We start from the raw sequence: 20,867 nt of genomic DNA on the forward strand, positions 1-20,867 counted from the left end.
GCCTCGGCCGGCAAAATCCAGCCCCTCCGGCGTTTGAGGAGCGGGGTCTGGGGCGGAGCCCCGGAAGGATGGGACGGGTAGGGGCGGCGGGGGCGAGAACAGCCCGGGGTCCGCTCAGAACCCGCCGCCGAAGTCCCCGCCCCCGCCGAAGTCTCCGCCGCCTCCGAAGTCCCCGGAGTCGAAGTCGGCGCCCGACACATCGCCGCCCTCGTAGCCGCCCGTGCCGAAGTCTCCGTAACCGGAGCCGTAGTCGGACGCGTAGGCCGAGGTGGCCATCATGCTGCCGAGCATGGTGCCGATGAGGAGGCCCGGCAGGATGCCGCCGCCGAAGTAGCCGCCTGCCCAGGGGCCGTAGGCCGGGCCCGCGTCCCAGTAGGGGCGGCGGCCATGGTCGGTGTCCACCTCGCGCATCACCGGATCGCGGCCGTCCGCCAGGCGGGTCCCGTCCGCCGCGCAGACCGGAACCTCGCGCGGGGCGCCGCCCGGCGGGATCCAGGTGGCGTCGGCGACCGACGGACCGTGGCGCGGGTCGAAGAAGCAGGGCATCCGGCGCTCCGGCAGCGGCCGGTCCTCGCGTCGGGCGGCGAGCTGCGCGAGCGAGAAGCGGCCGTCCTCCAGGGCCTGGGTGACGGCGCGCACCTCCTCGGGCCGGCGGGCCGCCGCCATGAACGTCTTCGCCTGTTCGTACGAGTCCAGCGCCCGCTCGTAGTCCGCGCGCATCGCGTCGTCGGCCCCCGCCTCCCCGGGATGGAAGTCGAGACGGTCGAGCTCCTCGCCGAAGGCGGTGATGTCCTCGTCGACGACGACCCGCAGCTTCTCCAGGGCGGCCCGCTGCTCCTCCTCGTGCCGGCGCCGGTTCCGCCGTACGAGGGTGTACGCACCCGCACCACCGGCCACCAGCACGGCACCGACGGTGACCAGCGCGGCGGTCGAGACCCCGCCCCCGTCATCGTCGGAGGAGCTCCAGCCGGACGGGGCCGAGCCGCCCATGTTGGTGAGGGCGCTGTTCGTGAAGTCGCTCAGCTGGGCCCTGGTGTCCTCGCCCTTGTAGGTGGTGACCAGGTTCTGCACGGCGGCGCGTGACAGGACCGAGGAGTCGGCGCGGGCGTCGAAGTCGTCGCCGACGCGGACCGCGTACAGACCGGTGATCCCGGTGGCGGTGCGCAGCTTCGTGAAGAGGTCCTGCTTGGGATAGTCGGCGGGCAGCACGGCGAGGAAGAGCGGCTTGTCGGCGTTCTCGATCTGCTGCGCGAGGGTGTCGGCGTCCGCGGCGGACAGCTGCTCCGACGCGGCCGGGTCGACGTAGACGGGGCTCTCGCGGAGGGCCTCGCCGATCGCCGAGACGCTCGTCGCGGCGGAGGCGGGCGAGGGGCCCACCCACAGTACGGTCAGGGCCGCGAGCACCAGGGCCGCCAGCAGTCCTGGGAGGCTTCGGGTCCGTAGGACGGACTTCATACTTCGAAGTTACCCGAAGCCTCCCAAAACATCCTCAGTCGGTCGCCACCCGATATGCCGCCATCAGCTTCTCCACCGCCTCTCCGTACCGTCCGGTCAGCAGAAGATGGTCCGCGTCGGCGAAGGGCTTGGCGAACGCCGCCGTGATCTTCTTCTGCCCGGCCTGCTGGACGATCAGCCGCACCCGGGTGACGATCGCGCGGCCGGCCTCCTCCGCGCCCGCCCTCTCCGCCGCCCTGGCCGCTATGCCGAGCGCCTTCAGCGTCGCCGTCCCGCCCTCCGGCACCTTGGTCAGGGTCGTCAGCCCCCAGCCGTACGGGAACTGCGGGTCATACGACGCGTCGCCGACGTTGATCGGCAGCTGGGCCTCCGACTTCGGCCAGGTGACGGGGAGCTGACCGGTAAAGGCGCGCTTGCCGTACAGCACGTCCGCGACGCCGTCGCCTTCCGTTCCCGGCAGCCAGGAGGCGACCAGGGCGTCGATGTCGCCGAGCCGGTCGCCGATCAGCTGGGGACGCCCGGAGACGATCAGCACCGCGCACTTCATGGCCGCGCACACCTTGTCGACGGCTGCCTGGTCGGCGGCGGACAGCTCCAGGTCATGGCCGTTGCCGACGTCTCCGAGGCCCTCGGCGTACGGGGTCTCGCCGACGACGACCACACCGACGTCGTGACCGCTCAAAGGCGCCGAGGCGTCCTTGGAGTAGGTGACGTCTCCCCCGGCTTTCCGCATCCCCTCCAGGACGGTCGTCCCGGGTGTGATGTCGCCGGACGCGCCCTGCCAGGTGACGGTCCAGCCGCCGCTCTGGTTGCCGATGTCGTCGGCGTTGGAGCCGGCGACGTACACCTTCTGCGACTTCTTCAGCGGCAGCACGCCCTGCGCGTTCTTCAGCAGCACCTGCGACTCGGCGGCCGCCTTGCGCGCGACGGCCCGGTGTTCGGCGGAACCGATCTCCGAGGCGCCGCTCGTGTCGGCGTACGGCTTCTCGAAGAGCCCCAGCCGGAACTTCTGCGTGAGGATGCGTGACACGGCGTCGTCGACGCGCTCCTCGCTGATGCGCCCGGCTTCCGCCTCCGCGACGAGGGTGGAGTGGAAGTCCTTGTAGGCGTACGGGACCATGATCATGTCGAGGCCCGCGTTGATGGACGTACGGACGTCGGAGGCGCGGTCGCCGGGGATCTGGTCGATGCCGTCCCAGTCGCTGATCACGAAGCCGTCGAAGTCCATACGGCCCTTCAGCACGCCGTTGATCATGTCGGCACGGGTGTGCATCTTGACCGGCCCCTGGCCGTCGCCGAGGAGGTCGAGCGAGGAGTACGACGGCATGACCGTGCCGACTCCGCGGTTCACGGCCGTCTCGTACGGCGCGAGGTGCACGGCCTCCAGCTGCTGCCGGGTGACCTTGGTGACGCCCTGGTCGATCGTGTACGTGCCGGTGGTGGAGGATCCGTACTCGGTGCCGCCGTCGCCGACGAAGTGCTTGGCGGTGGCGAGGACCTTGTCGTCGTCCTTCAAGTCCCTTCCGTCACGGGCGCCTTGGAGGCCCTGGATGACCGTCTCCATGGACTCGACGAGCGCCGGGTCCTCGCCGAAGGACTCGTAGGCACGGCCCCAGCGTTCGTCGCGGCTGACGCAGAGGCAGGGGGCGAAGTCCCACGGAATGCCGGTGGCGCGGACCTCGGCGGCGGTCACGGCCCCTGTCTTCTGGGCGAGTTGGGGATCTCTCGATGCCCCGAGCCCGATGTTGTGCGGCATGACCGTGGCGCCGACCAGGTTGTTGTGGCCGTGCACCGCGTCGACGCCGTAGATCAGCGGGATCTGGAACCGGGTTGCCTGCGCCCGGAGTTGGAAGGAGTCGATCATCTTCGCCCAGGCCTCGGGGGTGTTGGGCGTCGGGGTGGAGCCGCCGCCGGAGAGGAGCGAGCCGAGGTCGTACGCGGCGATGTCGCCCCCGTTCCCGACGGCTCCGCGCTCGGCCTGGGTCATCTGGCCGGCCTTCTCCGCGAGGGACATCCGGGAGAGGAGGTCGGCGACGCGCTGCTGCACGGGCAACTTGCTGTTCAGATACGGCAGTCCGTGCGCGTCGACGACGACCTGAGGTGTCTCGTCCGGGGGCTTCGCTCCGGTGACGGTGAGCTTGAGCGGGATGGTCTCGGCGGACTCGGCGGTCTTGTCCTTGAGGGTGGGGACGTCGACGGTTCGGGAGGCGCCGGAGGCGGTACCCGCGGGGAAGGTGATGGTCCCCGTGACGGGGGTGTAGTCCTTGCCCGGGGTGGCGGTGCCGGTCGCGGTCGTCTCGTAGGCGACGGTCACGGGTTCGTCGATGGGGGCGGAGCCGATGGTGCCGAGGGAGAGCTTCACGGACGCCGTCCTGCCCTCGTCCGTGGGATGGACGGCGGAGTCGGTGGTGACGGAGGCCCGCAGTGACTGGTCGGCCTTTCCGTACAACTCGACGCCGTCCATGGCGAATTGGCCCTTGATGCCCACGGGGAGGGTGACGGCGTACCCCCACGCCTCGGTCAGCCCGAGGACGTGATCAATGCCCCCGACGGGCTGGTAGTCCGTGCGGTACGCGAAGTCGCCGAAGGGGATCTCGATCTGCTTCCAGCCGGTGAAGTCGTCGGTGAAGGAGGTCGTCCACAGCTCGGAGGCCTCTCCGTCGGCCCCGCCGTCCTTGATCTCGAAGGCGACCTTTTTGCCGTTGTTCTGACCCTCCCACCAGAAGCGGACGCCCTTGTGGGCGGACCAGTCGTGGGCGGGCTCGGCGAAAGCGAAGTCATGGGTGAAGCCGCCGTAGCCGCTGATGTCGTAGGTGCCGGTGAGGACTTGATCGCCCTCGGGGGCGTCCGGCCTTGGGCCGAGCTGGAGGGTGGGCGGGTCGTCGGTGTCGCTGCCCCAGGTGAAGATGCCCTCGGCGGGCGGGGAGGCGAAGGGGACTTCACCTTCGAAGCGATCGATGGGTACCGGGGCGGGATCGTCGGCCGCTTGCGCGGACACCATCGGGATCAGGGCCGCTAACAGTGTGGCGGAGGCGAGCAGGGCGGTTCTTCGCATGGAGCTTCCCCCTTGGCTCTCGTAGTCCACTCATGACGTACCTCACGGCGCGAGTGAACTGGTGGCCCAGAGAGCCGTCAAGGCATCACGTCAGCCATTCCGGCACCTCGGAACCAGCCCCAACTCGCGCCTCCACCAGGCACGTTGTACGACCGCAATGGGACCGGTGCACAACGGTGGTCGTACCTCCCCGCGACGAGTGATGGGGTCGATACGCGGCGGACGACTGTCGGAGGGGGCGGGCATGAGACGTGCGGGGGTCGCGGTGGCGGGTGCCGTGGGTGGAGTGTTGTTGCTCAGTGGGTGCGGTGCGGAGTTGCTGCCCTTGGCCGCGGTGCGACTGGACGCCTCGGGGGCACCTCAGGCTGTGCTGCGGCCGTGCGGTGACGACCTCATCCACGGGCTGTCGCTCACCGGCGCCCCGGCCGAGGAGGACTCCGACCGGAACCTGTCCGGCTGGAAGGTGCCCGGCGAACGGCACGGATCCGACGCCGAGTTCCCTCTGTTCGAGCCTCCGGCCGCATGGCGCGCACAGGCGGTGGGGCAACAGCGCGTGATACCGACGTACTCGTACCGACTCGCCTTCGGAAAGGGCGAATCCGACTACGAGTACACGGGCCTCGTCACCTTCCGCGCAGCCGACCTCGCCGCCCTCGAACCCGGTCACGTCTGGGCCGACGGCCGGGCGATGAGCCTCGGCGAGTTCGAGGAGCTCGCCGAGGACTCCTGCTGAAGCGGCGTTACTCGGCGGGCTGCACGCCGGCGCGCAGCAGGCCGTAGATGTAAGCGTCCTCCAGTGCCTGCCAGGACGCGGCGATCACGTTCTCCGCAACCCCCACCGTCGACCACTCCCCCGCCCCGTCGGACGTGGAGATCAGGACCCGCGTCGTGGACTGGGTGCCGTGGACGCCCTCCAGGATGCGGACCTTGTAGTCGACGAGGTCGAGCTTGGCGAGCTGGGGGTAGATCTTTTCCAGGGCCACGCGCAGGGAGCGGTCCAGCGCGTTGACCGGGCCGTTGCCCTCCGCCGTGGCGACGATGCGCTCGCCCTTGGCGAAGAGCTTGACCGTGGCCTCGTTGGCGTGGCTGCCGTCGGGGCGGTCCTCGACGATCGCGCGCCAGGACTCGACCTCGAAGTACTTCAGAGGCTTGCCCTCGACCTCGGCGCGGAGCAGCAGCTCGAAGGAGGCGTCCGCGGCCTCGTAGGTGTAGCCCCTGAGCTCGCGCTCCTTCACCCGCTCGACCACCCGGCCGACCAGCTCGCGGTCGCCGCCCAGGTCGATGCCGAGTTCCTTGCCCTTGAGCTCGATCGAGGCGCGGCCCGCCATGTCGGAGACCAGCATCCGCATGGTGTTGCCGACCAGCTCGGGGTCGATGTGCTGGTACAGGTCCGGGTCGACCTTGATGGCGGAGGCGTGCAGGCCGGCCTTGTGCGCGAAGGCGGACACTCCTACGTACGGCTGGTGCGTCGACGGGGTCAGGTTCACCACCTCCGCGATCGCGTGCGAGATGCGCGTCATCTCGCGCAGCTTGCCCTCGGGGAGGACCTTCTTGCCGTACTTGAGTTCCAGGGCCGCGACCACCGGGAACAGGTTGGCGTTGCCGACCCGCTCGCCGTAGCCGTTGGCCGTGCACTGGACGTGGGTCGCGCCCGCGTCCACCGCGGCGAGCGTGTTGGCGACCGCGCAGCCCGTGTCGTCCTGGGTGTGGATGCCGAGCCGGGCGCCCGTGTCCGCGAGGACCGTCGAGACGACCGCCTGGATCTGCGCCGGGAGCATCCCGCCGTTGGTGTCGCAGAGGATCACGACGGACGCGCCGGCCTCCGACGCCGTACGGACGACCGCTTTCGCGTACTCCGGGTTCGCGCGGTAGCCGTCGAAGAAGTGCTCGCAGTCGACGAAGACGCGGCGGCCCTGCGCCGTCAGGAACGACACCGTGTCGCGGACCATCTCCAGGTTCTCGTCCAGCGTGGTGCGCAGCGCGAGCTCGACATGCCGGTCGTGGGACTTCGCGACGAGGGTGATCACTTCCGCACCCGAGTCCAGCAGCGCCTTGACCTGCGGGTCCTCCGCCGCCTTCGCTCCCGCGCGGCGGGTCGCGCCGAAGGCGACCAGCTGGGCGTGCTTGAAGTCGATCTCCTGCTGCGCGCGGGCGAAGAACTCCGTGTCGCGCGGGTTGGCGCCGGGCCAGCCGCCCTCGATGAAGCCCACGCCGAAGTCGTCCAGGTGCCGTGCGATGGCCAGCTTGTCCGCGACGGTGAGGTTGATGCCCTCGCGCTGGGCGCCGTCGCGCAGGGTGGTGTCGAAGACGTGGAACTGATCGTCGAGCTCGCTGGTTGCGGTCATGGTCTCAAGGCTCCTGAGGATTGGATCTCGGTCTGTACCGGAATGACCGGCTCCACCGTCCCCACATGGTCCCTCGCGCTCTCGCCTCCGGCTGCGGGTGGGCCAGAAAAGCGAAAAACCTCTCGCGGGTGCGAGAGGTCTGCGCGCGGGTCGAGGACGACGGTGTCCGCCCGTACCTGGTCGTACGTGGCGGTCACTGCGGACCGGCGCGCCTGCTGCCAATAATCATGGCGAACGAGAGCACGGGGGCAGTCTGGCACAACCCCCGCGCCTCGCTCACGGCTGTCTCAGGATGCGGTCGGTCACTTCAGGTGGCGTACGTAGACGTCAGTGGTGGTGTCGGTGTCGCCAGGCACCAGGTCGGTGGCCCAGCTGCTGAAGGCGACCGTGCGGCCGTGCCGGTCGATCACCGGGAAGTCCGCGTAGTCGGCGCTCGGACCTCCCTGCGCCGCGGCGCTGACGAGCACCGTGCGTCCGGTGCGCAGATCGCGTACGTACACCTGCCGCGCTTCGTCCGAGGCCGGGGCGGCCGAGCCGAACGCGAGGTACCTGCTGTCGGCGCTGAGCTGGGGATAGGCGGTGTAGGCGGCCGGGTCGGCCCCGTCGATCCGGCTCACCGACCCCGTCTTCAGGTCGCGGACGAAGACGTTGTGGCTGTCGTTGGTGTCATCCGGTGTCAGCTGCGAGTCCAGCGAGTTGAACACCGCGTACCGGCCGTCCGCGCTGACCTGCGGGAACTCGGTCTGGCCGTCGGACACCCTGCCGTCCGGCGCCTTGTCGACCTGGAACAGTTCGCCGCTCGGCACGTCACGGACGTAGGCGTCGCTCCAGTCTCCCGAAGTGGGGTACGGGACGAAGAACTGGTAGCCGACCCGGCTGCCGTCCGCGCTGATGGACGGTTTGATGGCGGCGGACTTCCAGGCGCCCTCGCCCGGCACCTGGCTGATGCGGACCCGCTCGCCGGTGACGCGGTCGACGCGGTAGACCCGGCTCGAGCTGTCGCCCGGCGTCCCCTCGCTGCTCGTGCGCAGGGCGACGAAGGCGACGTAGCGGCCGTCGGCGCTGAGGGCGGGGCTGGAGGCGGCCGTGTAGCCGGGGCCAATGGCGTCGTCGATGGGCTGGACGGCGCCGGTCTTCAGGTCCTTGATCCAGATGTGATTGTCGGTGGTGTTGTAGGTGGGGTTGATCGTGTACGCGAGATAGCGGCCGTTCGCGCTCAGTGAGACGTCCACGACGTTGCCGTCCCCTGCCGTGCTCGCCAGGCGGGTGGTGCCGGTCTTCAGGTCGCGGACGAAGGCGTCGGCGGTGCCGTCGGTGTCGCCCGCGACAAGGTTGTCGGCACCGGAGCGGAAGGCTACGTAGCGGCCGTTCGCGCTGATGCTCTGCCCGCCGGAGCCGCCGTTGCCGTCCGTGCCGTCCGGGGCCACGCTCACCTTCTCGGTGTACGGGGCCCTGGGCGCGGCGGTCGCCGTGGGCGCGGTGAGCGCCGCCGCGGCGAGAGCCGCGAGGGCGACGGCGACCAGGTGCTTTGTGCTGTGCATGGCTGTTCCCCCGTGATTGGTCGTTGTCATTGCACTTGCTTGGTCGGTTTCATCGCATTTGCTTGGTCGGTTTCATTGCGCTGTCCGCAGGAACACGTCCGACACCCCGTTGGTGTCGCCCTCCACCAGATCGGGTGACGCCGACTCGAACGCGACGACCGTGCCGTCGGCGTTGACGGAGGGGTGCCGGGCCGGGAGGTCGTTGCGGCCGCCCCAGCGGTCGACGCTGATCAACTGGCGTTCTCCGGTGCCGAGTTCGAGCAGGTACACGGCTCCACGGGAGACGTACGCGACATGCGTCCCGCTCCCGGAGAGCGAGGGCTGCGTGCCCCTGACCCGGGTCGTGGTCCCGGCGTCGAGGTCACGGACGTAGACGTCACGGCCCTGCTGGAAGGCGACCTTGCGCCCGTCCGCGCTGATCGACGGGTCAGAGGAGTCGCCGCTGACCTTCTCCAGGGTGCCGGTGTCCAGGTCGCGGACGTAGACATCGCCGCCCTGCTCGAAGGCGATGTACCGGCCGTCGTAGTTGATGGACGGGTTGCCCGCCGCCTCGCCCAGGGGATCGCTGACCACGTCGGTCGTACCGCCGTTGAACTTGAAGCGGTAGACGCGGGGTTGGGGTGACGGGTCGGTGTCGGTGGCGGGCAGCGTGGCGGCGTAGGTGATCCACGAGCAGGTGGGATCCACCTGGGGCTGTCCCATCCAGGTGAAGCGGACGCCCTGGTAGGAGCCCAGGCCGGTCAGCTTGCCGACCGAGCGGTTGCGGATGTGGACCTCCGGGCCGCCGTCGGCGTCGGAAGGGGCCACGTAGCCGACCATGCGTCCGCTGTAGCAGGGCGTGCCCTCGTGCGCGGGGCCCTGGGAAGTGGAGTTGACCTGGGAGATGCCGGCGCCCGCGTCGACGAACACGTTCGTGTCCTGAGGGTCGTCCGTCCCCTGCGAGGTGAAGGCGACGACCCTGCCCTCCCCCATGACCGGGCCGTAGGACGCCCCGGGGCGCTGCTGCCCGTCCGACGTCATGCTGATCCGTTCGGTGACGGACGGCATCGGGGCCGGGCGTGTCCCGAGTGCGCCCGAGAAGACGAACACGTCCGGCTCCCGGTTGGTGTCGCCCGGCACCAGGTGGGACGCCTCCGAAAGGAACGCCACCGCACGCCCCTTGACGGCCAGCGCGTCCGTTCCCGTCCGGGCGTCCGCCGGGAGGGCGGCCCCGCGCGACCCCGTCCGCAGGTCACGCACCCGCACGCCGTCCTCGCCGGCGACGACGGCGTACCGGCCGTCCGCCGTGGCCGAGAAGGCACGCCCCTCGGACACGCGCCGTGAGTCGCCGGTGCGGAGGTCGTGGACGTACACGTAGCCCTCGGCGTTGAGGAGGACGCGGCGGCCGTCGTCGGTGATGCGGACCAGCTCACCCTGGCCGAGGCCCGCGTCGACCTGGGTCCGCTCGGCCGTCGCCCGGTCCTTGACGAAGACGTCGTTCGGGTCGTCGTCGCCGGGCCCCGGGACCTGGTAGGCGACCCGCTCGCCGTCGCCGCTCACCGAGGCCCCGCGCTTCGAGCCCTCCTCGGCGGGTGAGATCAGTTCGTCGGTGCCGGTGGCCAGGTCGCGGACGTACAGGAGCCGCGTGCCCTGCGGGCCGTTGCGGTTGCCGATGGTGTAGGCGACGTGCGTGCCGTCCGGGCTGATCGACTGCACGCCGCCCAACTCGTCGGAACCGGGCGGGTTCTCGGGCCACAGCCGCTCCGCCTGGCCCGTGGTCCGGTCGTACACGTACGGGGCGGCGAACCGGGTGCCCGCAGAGAACCCGACGATCCGCCCGTCCCCGCTCACCGTCGGCGAGCCGTACGTGTAGCCGGGACCGAGGTCGATCGCGGTGAGCCCGCCGGTGCTCAGGTCCTTCACGCGCAGACACATGAACTGCGCGCAGCCCAGGCTCGCCGCCCTCGACGTGAACGCGACGGTCCGGCCGTCGGCGCTGAGCGCGGCCTCGTAGGACGGCCCGTCGGCCTGGGTGCCGTCGGCGGCGGTGCTGACCCGATCGACGCTCGGTGTGTGCGGTGCGTGCGGTGCCGCGGTGGCACTCGGAACGGCGGCTCCGGCGAGCGCGAGCAACAGCACCGCACCTAAGCAGCCTCTGGACACATGTACGGCTCTGGACATGTTCCCCCCTGTGGTCCCCGTTGACGCTTCACCCCCGGCCCCGCGCCGAGGGCCCTCTTCGAGGCAAACGCACCAACCGCCACAGGGTCAATCGGCCTTATTGCGTACAACCGGGACGGAAGGTCACGCGTCCGCGAGAAGGCCCTCGTCCAGGAACTCCCGTACATGGCCGAGAACTTGCGCTCGGTCGGCCCCTCGCAGGCCGACCGCCACGTCGATGGAGAAGCCGTCCATCAGCGACCGCAACCGGGTCGCGAAACGGTCGGGGTCGACCGGCCTGAACTCCCCCCGGGACACCCCCTCCGCGATCAGCGCCACCAGGTCGCGGTGCCAGGCGCCCTCGATCGCGGCCTGCCGGTCGCGGGCGTCCTCATCCGCGTTCTGCGAGCGGTTCCAGACCTCCAGCCAGAGGGTCCAGTGGGGGTCGCGGTGGCCGTCGGGGACGTACAGGTCGACGTACGCGTCGAGCCGCTCACGGGCCGTCCCCGTGCGGCCCAGCAGCCGGCTCCGCTCCACGCCCAGCCGGCCCTCGCTCCACTCCAGGGTCTGCAGCAGCAGCTCGTCCTTGGAGTGGAAGTAGTAGAGGAGGTGGCCGCTGCTCATGCCGACCTCGCGGCCGAGCGCCGCCATGGTGAGCTTCTCCAGACCGCGCTCGGCGATCATCTCCATGGCGGCGGCGAGGACGTCCTCGCGGGGCGGGGCCTGCCTGCGCCCACCGGCCATCTGCTGCTCCCCTGACTCTTCTAGATCTTCGGCTGCTGTTGCGTGATGCAGTGGATGCCACCACCACCGGCAAAGATCGTACGGGCGTCCACCAGCGTCACCGTCCGCTCGGGGAACAGCCGGCGGAAGATGCCCGCCGCGATCTCGTCGCCCGGGTCGTCGAAGGCGCAGAGCACCACACCGCCGTTGCAGAGGTAGTGGTTGATGTAGGAGTAGTCGACCCAGTCGCCGTCCTCGTCCTTGAGGACCGTCGGGGCGGGGATCTCGACGACCTCCAGACGGCGGCCCTTCGCGTCGGTCTGGGCGCGGAGGAGTGCGATGTACTCCTGGGAGCGGGCGTGGTCCGGGTGGGCCGGGTCGCGCTGACTGTGGACCAGTACGGTGCCGGGCCTGGCGAAGGCCGCGACGATGTCGACGTGGCCCTGGGTGCCGTAGACGCCGTAGTCGCCGGTGAGGCCGTGCGGGAGCCAGATGGCCTTGGTGGTGCCGAGCTTGGCGTGGATCTCCGCCTCGACCTGCTCGCGCGTCCAGCCGGGGTTGCGCCCGGCGCCGAGTTGGACCGTTTCGGTGAGCAGGACCGTGCCCTCGCCGTCGACGTGGATCGCACCGCCCTCGTTGACAAGGGCGCTGCTCAGCGCCGGCACCCCGGCGAGGTCCGCGACATGGCGGGCGATCTTGGAGTCATGCTCCCAGCGGGCCCAGTCCTGAGCGCCCCACCCATTGAACTCCCAGTCCACGGCGGCCAGTTCATGACCATCGGTGACGAACGTGGGGCCGATGTCCCGCATCCACGCGTCGTCCAGCTCGCACTCGACCAGGTCGACGTCCGGGCCGAGCAGCTCGCGCGCCGGCTCGCCCTGACCCGGCCCGTGCACCATCGTCACCGGTTCGAAGCGGCGTACGGCGCGGGCCACGGACGCCCAGGCGGCGCGAGCCTCTGCCAACTCCTCGTCATTGGTGAAGGTCGGGTTGGGTCCGGGCCAGGCCATCCAGGTGCGCTCGTGCGGGGCCCACTCGGGGGGCATACGGAAGCTCATGAGAAGTCCCAAGTCCTAGAGGAAGTACAGACGGTTGAGGGAGACGGACTCGGCCGGCTCGGAGTGGAGCGGTTCGCCGTCGAGGGTGACGAGGCCGGTGCGCTGGTCGACATCCACCGCTCCCGTACGGGAGTTGAGGCGCAGGTCGGCCGGTCCGATGCCCCGGGTGCCGCGCACGGCGACCCTGCGGCGACGCGTCGGCATCGAGTCGTTGCCCTGGTCGAGGGCGGCCTGGGCAACGAAGGCTACGGAGATGTCGGCGGGCGTCGTACCGTGCGCGCCGAACTGCGGGCCCAGGACCAGAGGTTCACATGTGTCGGTCGCCGCGTTGGGGTCGCCGACCACGCCGTACGCCGGGAAGCCGGACTTCAGCACCAGCTGCGGCTTCGCGCCGAAGTACTCCGGCCGCCACAGCACGAGGTCGGCGAGCTTGCCGACCTCGACGGACCCGACCTCGTGCGAAAGGCCGTGTGCGATGGCCGGGTTGATGGTCAGCTTGGCCATGTAGCGCAGGACGCGCTCGTTGTCGTGGTCCTCGTCCGGGGCGCCGAACTCGGCCTTCATCTTCCCGGCCATCGCGAAGGTACGGCGGACCGTCTCACCCGCGCGTCCCATGCCCTGCGCGTCCGACGAGGTGATGCCGATCGCGCCCAGGTCGTGCAGCACGTCCTCGGCACCCATGGTCCCGGCGCGGATGCGGTCACGGGCCATGGCGGCGTCGCCGGGCAGGTCGGTCTTCAGGTCATGGACGGAGATGATCATGCCGTAGTGCTCGGCGACGGCGTCCCGGCCGAAGGGCAGGGTGGGGTTGGTGGAGGAGCCGATGACGTTCGGAACGCCCGCCATCTTCAGGACGTTCGGGACGTGACCGCCGCCGCACCCCTCGATGTGGAAGGCGTGGATGGTGCGCCCCTCCAGCGCCCTCAACGTGTCCTCGACCGACAGGCACTCGTTCAACCCGTCGCTGTGCAGGGCGACTTGGACGTCGTACTCCTCGGCGACCCGCAGTGCCGTGTCCAACGCCCGCGTGTGGGCGCCCATGTCCTCGTGCACCTTGAAGCCGGACGCGCCACCCTCGGCGAGGGCCTCGATCAGAGGTGCGTCCGAGGAGGACGAACCCCGCCCCAGGAACCCGATGTTGACCGGCCACGCGTCGAACGCGTTGAACGCGTGCCGCAGCGCCCAGGGCGAGTTGACCCCCACGCCCCACACCGGCCCGAACTCCTGCCCGATGATCGTGGTCACCCCGGACGCCAGCGAGGCCTCCATGATGCGCGGCGACAGCAGGTGGACGTGGGTGTCGACGGCCCCGGCGGTGGCGATCAGCCCCTCACCGGACACGATCGACGTACCCGTACCGACGACGACGTCGACCCCTTCGAGGGTGTCGGGGTTCCCGGCCCGCCCGATCGAGCAGATCCGGCCTTCCCGGATCCCGATGGACACCTTCCGGATCCCCTGCACGGCGTCGATCACAACGACGTTGCTGATCACGACGTCACAGGTCTCGCGGACGGCCGCGGCCTTGAGGTGCAGCCCGTCGCGGGCGGTCTTGCCGAAGCCGGCGAGGAACTCGTCGCCGTACCGCTGGGAGTCGGACTCGACACGGATCGTCAGGCCGGAGTCGCCGAGGCGGATGCGGTCACCGGCCCGCGCCCCGTGCGTGGCGGCGTACTCGTACGGATTCACAGCTCGGCTCCCCGGTGTCGGTCGGCTCCCAGATAGCCGCAGGCTGCGGCCCTGCGCAGGGCCTCCTCCTTCGCCCCCGGCGCGTCCAGCGCCCCGTCGACGAGCCCCGCGAACCCGATCGCGATCCGCGCGCCCCCGATCGGCAGCAGCCCGACCTCGACGCTCTCGCCGGGTCCGAAACGGACGGAGGACCCGGCCGGGACGGCCAGCCGCATGCCGTAGGCCGCCGCCCGTACGAAGTCGAGCCGCGGGTTGGCCTCGAAGAAGTGGAAGTGGGAGGTGACGGAGACGGGGACGGTCGCGGTGTTGGTGACCGTCAGCCGTACGACCGCCTCGGGCTCGGCATGGTCGGGGCCCGGCAGCAGCGCACCCGGAGCCTGATCCGCGAGCCCGCCCCCTCCGATCGGGTCGGAGACCACCGCCAGCCGCGAGCCGTCGTCGAAGACCGCCTCGACGTGCACCTCGGTGACGACGTCCGCGACGCCGGGGAGGACGTCGTCGGGGCCTAGGACCGACCGGGCCCGCTCGATCGCCTCGGCGAGCCGCGCCCCGTCGCGGGCGGCCTCGCAGACGGTGTCCGCGATGAGCGCGGTGGCCTCCGGGACGTTCAGCCGCAGACCGCGGGCCTTTCGCGCCCGGGCCAGTTCGGCGGCCCCGAAGAGCAACAGCCGGTCACGTTCCGTGGGGGTCAGTCTCACGACGCGGCACCTCCTTGCCTTCCCTGCTTTAGAGCATCACTCTAAACGAGAAACCGGCGCATCCAAAAGGTTGACGGCAGGCCATCGGACACATCACATTGAACGTCGCTCTAACCGAGGGAGACCAGCCCATGCCGATGGAACAGCGCGGAGTCGACACCATCCCCGACGAGGAACGCACCAGCGGGCCCCGCGACCTCGTCTCGATCCTGCTCGGCTCCAACCTCTGCCTGGGCGTGATCGTCTTCGGCTGGCTGCCGCCGTCCTTCGGCCTGGACTGGTGGGCGTCGGTGAGCTCGATCGTCGCGGGCACTGTGGTGGGCACGGCGTTCACGGCCCCGCTGGCGCTGATCTCCCTGCGCACGGCGACGAACCTGTCCACGTCCTCCGGCGCCCAGTTCGGGGTGCGCGGGCGGCTCGTCGGCTCGGTTGTCGGCCTGCTCCTGGCCCTCGGCTACACCGCGCTGACCGTCTGGATCGGCGGCGACGTGATGGTGGGCGCCCTCGGGCGGCTCTTCGGCCTGCCGACGGGTGGTCTGTCGTACGGCGTCGTGTACGCGCTGCTCGCGGCGGCGACGGTGGCCGGCGCGGTGTACGGCTACCGGGTGCTGCTCGCCCTGTCCCGCGTCCTCGCGATCGGCATGACGGTCCTGCTGGTCCTCGGTGTGATCGCGTACGCCCCGCACTTCACGACGTCCGCGCTGGCGGAGACGGGCGGTTACCTGCTCGGCGGCTTCTGGCCGACCTGGTTCCTGGCCACGGTGGCGGCGGGTCTGTCGGGCCCCATCGCCTTCATCACGCTCCTCGGCGACTACACCCGCTACATCTCACCGGTCCGCCACTCCTCCCGTACCGTCCTGCGCGCGACCTGGCTCGGCCTGATCCTCGGCCTGCTGGTCCCGCAGCTCTTCGGCACCTTCACGGCGTACGCGGCCGGCGCGGCCCTCGACTACGCCGGGCCGCTGGTGACCGCCTCCCCCGCCTGGTACCTGGTCCCGCTCCTGCTCGCCGCCTCCGCGGGCTCGGTCGGCAACGCCGGTCTGATGCTCTACTCCATGGGCCTCGACCTGGACGCGATCCTGCCGCGCGCCTCCCGCGCCCAGGCGACCTGCGCGGTCGCCGTCGTCGCCACGGTCTGCGTCTTCGTCGGCCACTACGCCTCCAGCGCACAGGACGCGATGACGTCGTTCGTCCTGCTGCTGACGGCGATCGGCACGCCGTGGGCGGTCATCACCCTCATCGGCTTCGTGCGGTGCCGTGGGGTGTACGACCCCGACGCCCTCCAGGTGTTCAACCGCCGTGCGCGGGGCGGGATCTACTGGTACCGCGCGGGCTGGAACGTCCCCGCGGCGGTGTCCTGGGCGCTGGGGGCGGCCACAGGTGTCCTGGCGGTGTCGCTGCCGTCGTACGAGGGCCCGCTGCTCGGGCTGACCGGCGGGGTGGACTGCAGTTTTCTGCTGTCGGGGCTGGTGGGAGGGGTGGCTTACGTGCTGACGGCCCCGGGCCCCGTTGCGGTGGAGTCCGAGGCCGACTTGCCGGCGGCGGTCAGGTGACTTCGGTCCGTCCGGCGCGTGATGTTTTCGCCCCCGCCGCCCCTACCCGTCCCGTACTTGGGGGCTCCGCCCCCAAACCCCCGCTCCTCAAACGCCGGAGGGGCTGGATTTTGCCGGACGGGCTGGATTTGGCGGAGCGGCTGAACTTGCCGGAGGAGCTGGATTTTCCCGAGCTTTCCCAGCGCCGGGCAGGCAATTTCAGCCCGTCCGGCGTTTGAGGACGAGGCCCCTTCAGGGCCGAAGCGGGGGTCTGGGGGCGGCAGCCCCCAGAAACGCCCCGCAGCGGCTCCGGGTGCCTCATCCCAGGCTGTGCATCCAGCCGTGCGTGTCCGAGGCCGTCCCCCGCTGGACGTCCAGCAGTGCCTCGCGCAGCTTGAGGGTGACCGCACCAGGCTCGCCGCCCGCCTGCTGCCACTCGCCGCTCGCGCGCTTCACCGTGCCGACCGGCGTGATGACAGCCGCCGTACCGCAGGCGAAGACCTCCGTCAGCGTGCCGTTCTCCGCGTCGCGCTGCCACTGGTCGACGGAGACACGACCTTCCTCGGACTCGTAGCCGAGGTCGCGGGCAACGGTGAGCAGGGAGTCACGGGTGACGCCCTCCAGGATCGAACCCGTCAGAGAAGGCGTGACGATCTTGTCGCCGTACACGAAGTACAGGTTCATGCCGCCGAGTTCCTCGACCCACTTGTGCTCGACCGCGTCGAGGTAGCAGACCTGGTCGCAGCCCTTGGCGGCGGCCTCGGCCTGGGCCAGCAGGGAGGCGGCGTAGTTGCCGCCGGTCTTGGCGTCGCCCATGCCGCCCGGGACGGCGCGGACGCGGTCCTCGGAGAGCCAGATGGAGACGGGCTTGACGCCGCCGGGGAAGTACGCGCCGGCCGGGGAGGCGATGACCATGAAGAGGTACTCGTTGGCGGGCTTCACGCCCAGGCCGACCTCGGTCGCGATCATGAACGGGCGGAGGTAGAGGGACTCCTCGCCGCCGTGCGCCGGCACCCACGCCCGGTCCTGCTTCACCAGCACGTCGCACGCCTCGATGAAGGTCTCGACCGGCAGCTCCGGCATGCCGAGGCGGCGGGCCGAGGACTGGAAGCGCTTGGCGTTGCGGTCCGGGCGGAAGGTGGCGACGGTTCCGTCGGGCTGGCGGTAGGCCTTGAGGCCCTCGAAGATCTCCTGCGCGTAGTGCAGGACCATCGTCGCGGGGTCGAGGGAGATCGGGGCGTACGGCACGAGCTGGCCGTCGTGCCAGCCACGGCCCTCGGTCCACCGGATGGTCACCATGTGATCGGTGAAGTGGCGGCCGAACCCGGGGTTGGCCAGGATCGCCTCGCGCTCCGCGTCGGAGAGTGGCGAGGCCGAGGGCTTGAGCTCGATCGTGGGCGTCGTCATGAGTGGTGTCCTTCACCGGTTGTAGTGACGGGCCGCGCTCACGCCCGTACTGCCAGTGGCCAGTGTCAGGACGTCCGAGCATTCCCTCATTCCGCGGCTCCGCGTTCGATTATCGCGCGCGGGGAGCCAGGGACGAAAACGGCGTGAATGCGGCCCAGGGGATGATGGTGGCACCCGGCGGGGGACATGCGGAAGCCGCCGGGTGCGGATGCGACCCGACGGCTTCGTGCAAAGCAAGCGCGGCGGGTCAGCCGGCTACTCGTACGGAGAGCGCGTCACCGATCTCGGAGGTGGACCGGGCGGGCTTGCCGGAGCGCTCCGCGAGGTCGGCGGAGACGGCGTCCTCGATGCGGGCGGCCTCGGACTCGTAGCCGAGGTGGCGCAGCAGGAGGGCGACGGACAGGACCGTGGCGGTGGGGTCGGCCTTGCCCTGGCCCGCGATGTCCGGGGCCGAGCCGTGCACGGGCTCGAACATCGAGGGGAACTCACCGGACGGGTTGATGTTCCCGCTCGCGGCGACGCCGATGCCGCCGGAGACGGCCGCGGCGAGGTCGGTGATGATGTCGCCGAAGAGGTTGTCGGTGACGATCACGTCGAAGCGGGCCGGGTCGGTGACGAGGTAGATCGTCGCCGCGTCGACGTGGATGTAGTCGGTGGTGACGTCCGGGAACTCCTCGGCCACCTTGTTGAAGACGTTGGTCCACAGGTGGCCCGCGAAGGACAGCACGTTGTTCTTGTGGACCAGCGTGAGCTTCTTGCGCGGGCGGGCCTGGGCGCGGGCGAAGGCGTCGCGGACCACGCGCTCGACACCGAAGGCCGTGTTCACGGAGACCTCGGTGGCGACCTCGTGCGGGGTGCCCTTGCGGATGGTGCCGCCATTGCCGGTGTACGGGCCCTCGGTGCCCTCACGGACCACGACGAAGTCGATGGCGGGCTCACCCTTGAGGGGAGTCTCGACACCCGGCAGCAGCTTGCTCGGCCGCAGGTTGACGTGGTGGTCGAAGAGGAAGCGGAGCTTCAGCAGGAAGCCGCGCTCCAGGACGCCGGAGGGGACGGTCGGGTCGCCGATCGCGCCGAGCAGGATCGCGTCGTGCTGCTTGAGCGCCTCCGCGTCCGCGTCGGTGAGGGTCTCACCGGTGGCGTGGTAGCGCCTGGCGCCGAAGTCGTACTCCTTGGTCTCCAGCTTCACATCCTGCGGGAGGACGGCGGAGAGGACCTTCAGGCCTTCGGCCACGACTTCCTGCCCGATGCCGTCACCGGGGATCACTGCGAGATTGATGCTGCGAGACATGTCGGCACCGTACTCCTTCGTCCCATGGGATGACACGCGGTGTCCGCGATTCGGACACGGACGAGCTACACCCAGCCAGCACTTCGCCACCCGTTCACCCGTACGTATGGCGGCTGTTGAGGTCCGCTGGGAAGTTCACTCACATGGAGACACCCGACTTCGGTATCCCGCCGCAGCTCGCAGGCCGGATGAGCATGGCCGAGCAGTACGAGTACCTGCGCACCAAGCTGTCCCGGCGCCGCACGCTGGTGACGGCGGGCGCGGTGGCGAGCGGCTTGCTGACCGGCTGCTCGGGCAGCGGATCGTCCGGCACGACCACGACCACCACCGCCACGCCCTCCCCCGCGACCCGGGTGCACGGCTCGGTCGTCTCCCCCTTCGGCCGCCACCTCGCCTTCGGCGCGGACCCGAAGACCCAGATGCGGATCTCCTGGCAGGTGCCGCTCGCGGTGAAGAAGCCGTACGTCCGCATCGGGACGCGCCCCGAGGACCTGAGCCGGAAGATCGACGCCGAGGTGCGCGACCTGCACACACCCGGAGTGGAAGGCGTGCGGTCGGCCCTCGACCAGTACTACCTGCACGCGGCCCTGGACGGCCTGCGCCCCGGCACGACGTACTACTACGGCGTCGGCCACGACGGCTTCGACCCGGCCTCGGCGAAGCGCCGCTCGACGATCGGCTCGTTCCGTACGGCACCGGCGGCCCCGGAGAAGTTCGTGTTCACCGCGTTCGGCGACCAGGGCGTCAGCCGGGCGGCCGCGGCCAACGACGACGTCCTGCTGCGCCAGAACCCCGCCTTCCACCTCCACGCCGGCGACATCTGCTACGCCAACGTCAACGGCCGGGGCGAGAAGTCGGACGGCTACGACCCCGGCTTCTGGGACCTGTTCCTCAAGCAGAACGAGGAGGTCTCGAAGTCCGTGCCGTGGATGGTGACAACCGGCAACCACGACATGGAGGCCTGGTACTCGCCCGACGGCTACGGCGGCCAGCTGGCCCGCTGGTCCCTCCCGGACAGCGGCTTCGACCCGCGCTCGGCGCCGGGCGTGTACTCCTTCACGTACGGCAACGTCGGCGTCGTGGCGCTGGACGCGAACGACGTGTCGTACGAGATCCCCGCGAACCTCGGCTACACGGACGGCAGGCAGACGGCCTGGCTGGACCGGAGGCTGGGCGAGCTGCGGGCCTCCGCCGACGTCGACTTCATCGTCGTCTTCTTCCACCACTGCACGTACTCGACCTCCTCGCACGCCTCCGACGGCGGCGTGCGCGCCGAGTGGCTGCCGCTGTTCACGCGGCACGAGGTGGATCTGGTGATCAACGGCCACAACCACGTGTACGAGCGGACCGACGCCATCAGGAACGGCGAGGTGGGCAGGAGTGTGCCGATCGGCTCGTCGACGGATCCCACACGGGACGGGATCGTGTACGTCACGGCCGGCGGAGGCGGCAAGGACCTGTACGGCTTTCCGGCGGGCGTGAAGGAGAGCTACGAGGGGCACGTGCACGACCACGAGTCCGTCGAGACCTTCCAGTGGAACAGGTCGAAGGAGTCCGAGAAGGAGACGGTGGAGTGGTCGCGGGTGCGCTACCGCGGGTTCTCCTTCCTCTCGGTGGAGGCGGAGAGCGGTACGCGGCCACGGCTGAAGGTGTCGGCGCTCGCGCAGAGCGGCGAGCGCATCGACCATTTCGAGGTGCGGCGCGGGGCCTGAACAGGCCCGCGCCGCACCTCGTGCGGGCGCGGCTCCCGGTTTATGGGTTGTTGCTCTGTTGCTGCTGCTTGTCGCTGCTGCTCAGTGGCCGGTCGAGCCGCCGTTGTCGCGGCGGTCGAGGGCGCGCTGGAGGGCGGCTGCGGCGTTCTTGCGGTCGGACTCGCTCGTGCGGGAACTGTGACGGACTCGGCGGCGTGCGGTCGTCTCGGCCATGGGAAATCG

15 protein-coding genes are annotated in these 20,867 nt (G+C 70.4%); 3 read left to right on the forward strand and 12 right to left on the reverse strand.

The window, feature by feature from the left end:
- Nucleotides 1–114: 114 nt before the first annotated feature.
- Nucleotides 115–1,455 (reverse strand): hypothetical protein, encoded by a 1,341-nt coding sequence (locus IG08_RS0143630; RefSeq protein WP_030616960.1) that lies wholly within the window; start codon nucleotides 1,453–1,455, stop codon nucleotides 115–117.
- 34 nt (nucleotides 1,456–1,489) lie between these two features.
- Nucleotides 1,490–4,510, reverse strand: a complete 3,021-nt coding sequence (locus tag IG08_RS0143635; protein ID WP_030616964.1) for a glycoside hydrolase family 3 N-terminal domain-containing protein — start codon at nucleotides 4,508–4,510, stop codon at nucleotides 1,490–1,492.
- 244 nt (nucleotides 4,511–4,754) lie between these two features.
- Between IG08_RS0143635 and IG08_RS0143640 the strand changes: the two genes are divergently transcribed.
- Nucleotides 4,755–5,243 (forward strand): hypothetical protein, encoded by a 489-nt coding sequence (locus IG08_RS0143640; RefSeq protein WP_052425120.1) that lies wholly within the window; start codon nucleotides 4,755–4,757, stop codon nucleotides 5,241–5,243.
- Nucleotides 5,244–5,250: 7 nt separating this feature from the next.
- Here the strand turns inward: IG08_RS0143640 and cimA are convergent, their stop codons facing one another.
- The 7 genes from cimA to ureA all read right to left on the reverse strand — a co-directional run bounded on the left by cimA (nucleotide 5,251) and on the right by ureA (nucleotide 14,703).
- A complete protein-coding gene (cimA, locus tag IG08_RS0143645) occupies nucleotides 5,251–6,855 on the reverse strand; it encodes a citramalate synthase (protein WP_030616971.1) in 1,605 nt (534 codons plus the stop codon).
- A 302-nt stretch (nucleotides 6,856–7,157) separates the two neighbouring features.
- Nucleotides 7,158–8,396 carry a TolB-like translocation protein gene (locus tag IG08_RS0143650; RefSeq protein WP_030616974.1) on the reverse strand — a complete coding sequence of 413 codons (1,239 nt, stop codon included), beginning with the start codon at nucleotides 8,394–8,396 and terminating at the stop codon, nucleotides 7,158–7,160.
- Nucleotides 8,397–8,468: 72 nt separating this feature from the next.
- The gene (locus tag IG08_RS0143655; protein WP_030616977.1) at nucleotides 8,469–10,556 is read right to left on the reverse strand and encodes a TolB family protein; all 2,088 of its coding nucleotides are present in this window, start codon (nucleotides 10,554–10,556) and stop codon (nucleotides 8,469–8,471) included.
- 123 nt (nucleotides 10,557–10,679) lie between these two features.
- Nucleotides 10,680–11,279 (reverse strand): TetR/AcrR family transcriptional regulator, encoded by a 600-nt coding sequence (locus IG08_RS0143660; RefSeq protein WP_030616981.1) that lies wholly within the window; start codon nucleotides 11,277–11,279, stop codon nucleotides 10,680–10,682.
- A gap of 20 nt (nucleotides 11,280–11,299) precedes the next feature.
- Nucleotides 11,300–12,316, reverse strand: coding sequence for an agmatine deiminase family protein (locus IG08_RS0143665; RefSeq protein ID WP_030616984.1), 1,017 nt, complete (start codon nucleotides 12,314–12,316; stop codon nucleotides 11,300–11,302).
- Between the two features lie 15 nt (nucleotides 12,317–12,331).
- On the reverse strand, nucleotides 12,332–14,005 hold the full coding sequence (locus IG08_RS0143670) for an urease subunit alpha (protein ID WP_030616987.1): 1,674 nt from the start codon (nucleotides 14,003–14,005) through the stop codon (nucleotides 12,332–12,334).
- Nucleotides 14,002–14,703, reverse strand: coding sequence for an urease subunit gamma (ureA, locus tag IG08_RS0143675; RefSeq protein WP_030616988.1), 702 nt, complete (start codon nucleotides 14,701–14,703; stop codon nucleotides 14,002–14,004). Before ureA ends, IG08_RS0143670 begins: the two co-directional genes overlap by 4 nt.
- 131 nt (nucleotides 14,704–14,834) lie before the next feature.
- Between ureA and IG08_RS0143680 the strand changes: the two genes are divergently transcribed.
- On the forward strand, nucleotides 14,835–16,256 hold the full coding sequence (locus IG08_RS0143680) for a cytosine permease (RefSeq protein ID WP_030616991.1): 1,422 nt from the start codon (nucleotides 14,835–14,837) through the stop codon (nucleotides 16,254–16,256).
- 297 nt (nucleotides 16,257–16,553) lie between these two features.
- Here IG08_RS0143680 and IG08_RS0143685 read toward each other — a convergent pair whose 3' ends face one another.
- Together IG08_RS0143685 and IG08_RS0143690 are read right to left on the reverse strand one after the other, a co-directional pair.
- Nucleotides 16,554–17,642 (reverse strand): branched-chain amino acid aminotransferase, encoded by a 1,089-nt coding sequence (locus IG08_RS0143685; protein ID WP_030616994.1) that lies wholly within the window; start codon nucleotides 17,640–17,642, stop codon nucleotides 16,554–16,556.
- A gap of 247 nt (nucleotides 17,643–17,889) precedes the next feature.
- Nucleotides 17,890–18,933, reverse strand: a complete 1,044-nt coding sequence (locus tag IG08_RS0143690) for a 3-isopropylmalate dehydrogenase (protein ID WP_030616997.1) — start codon at nucleotides 18,931–18,933, stop codon at nucleotides 17,890–17,892.
- A 143-nt stretch (nucleotides 18,934–19,076) separates the two neighbouring features.
- Here IG08_RS0143690 and IG08_RS0143695 point away from each other — a divergent pair, with 143 nt between their 5' ends.
- The gene (locus IG08_RS0143695; protein ID WP_030617001.1) at nucleotides 19,077–20,645 is read left to right on the forward strand and encodes a purple acid phosphatase family protein; all 1,569 of its coding nucleotides are present in this window, start codon (nucleotides 19,077–19,079) and stop codon (nucleotides 20,643–20,645) included.
- 81 nt (nucleotides 20,646–20,726) lie between these two features.
- Here the strand turns inward: IG08_RS0143695 and IG08_RS62625 are convergent, their stop codons facing one another.
- On the reverse strand, nucleotides 20,727–20,858 hold the full coding sequence (locus tag IG08_RS62625; RefSeq protein ID WP_106981133.1) for a hypothetical protein: 132 nt from the start codon (nucleotides 20,856–20,858) through the stop codon (nucleotides 20,727–20,729).
- Nucleotides 20,859–20,867: the final 9 nt, after the last annotated feature.

It is taken from the genome of Streptomyces fulvoviolaceus, from assembly GCF_000718165.1.
Lineage (GTDB): Bacteria > Actinomycetota > Actinomycetes > Streptomycetales > Streptomycetaceae > Streptomyces > Streptomyces fulvoviolaceus.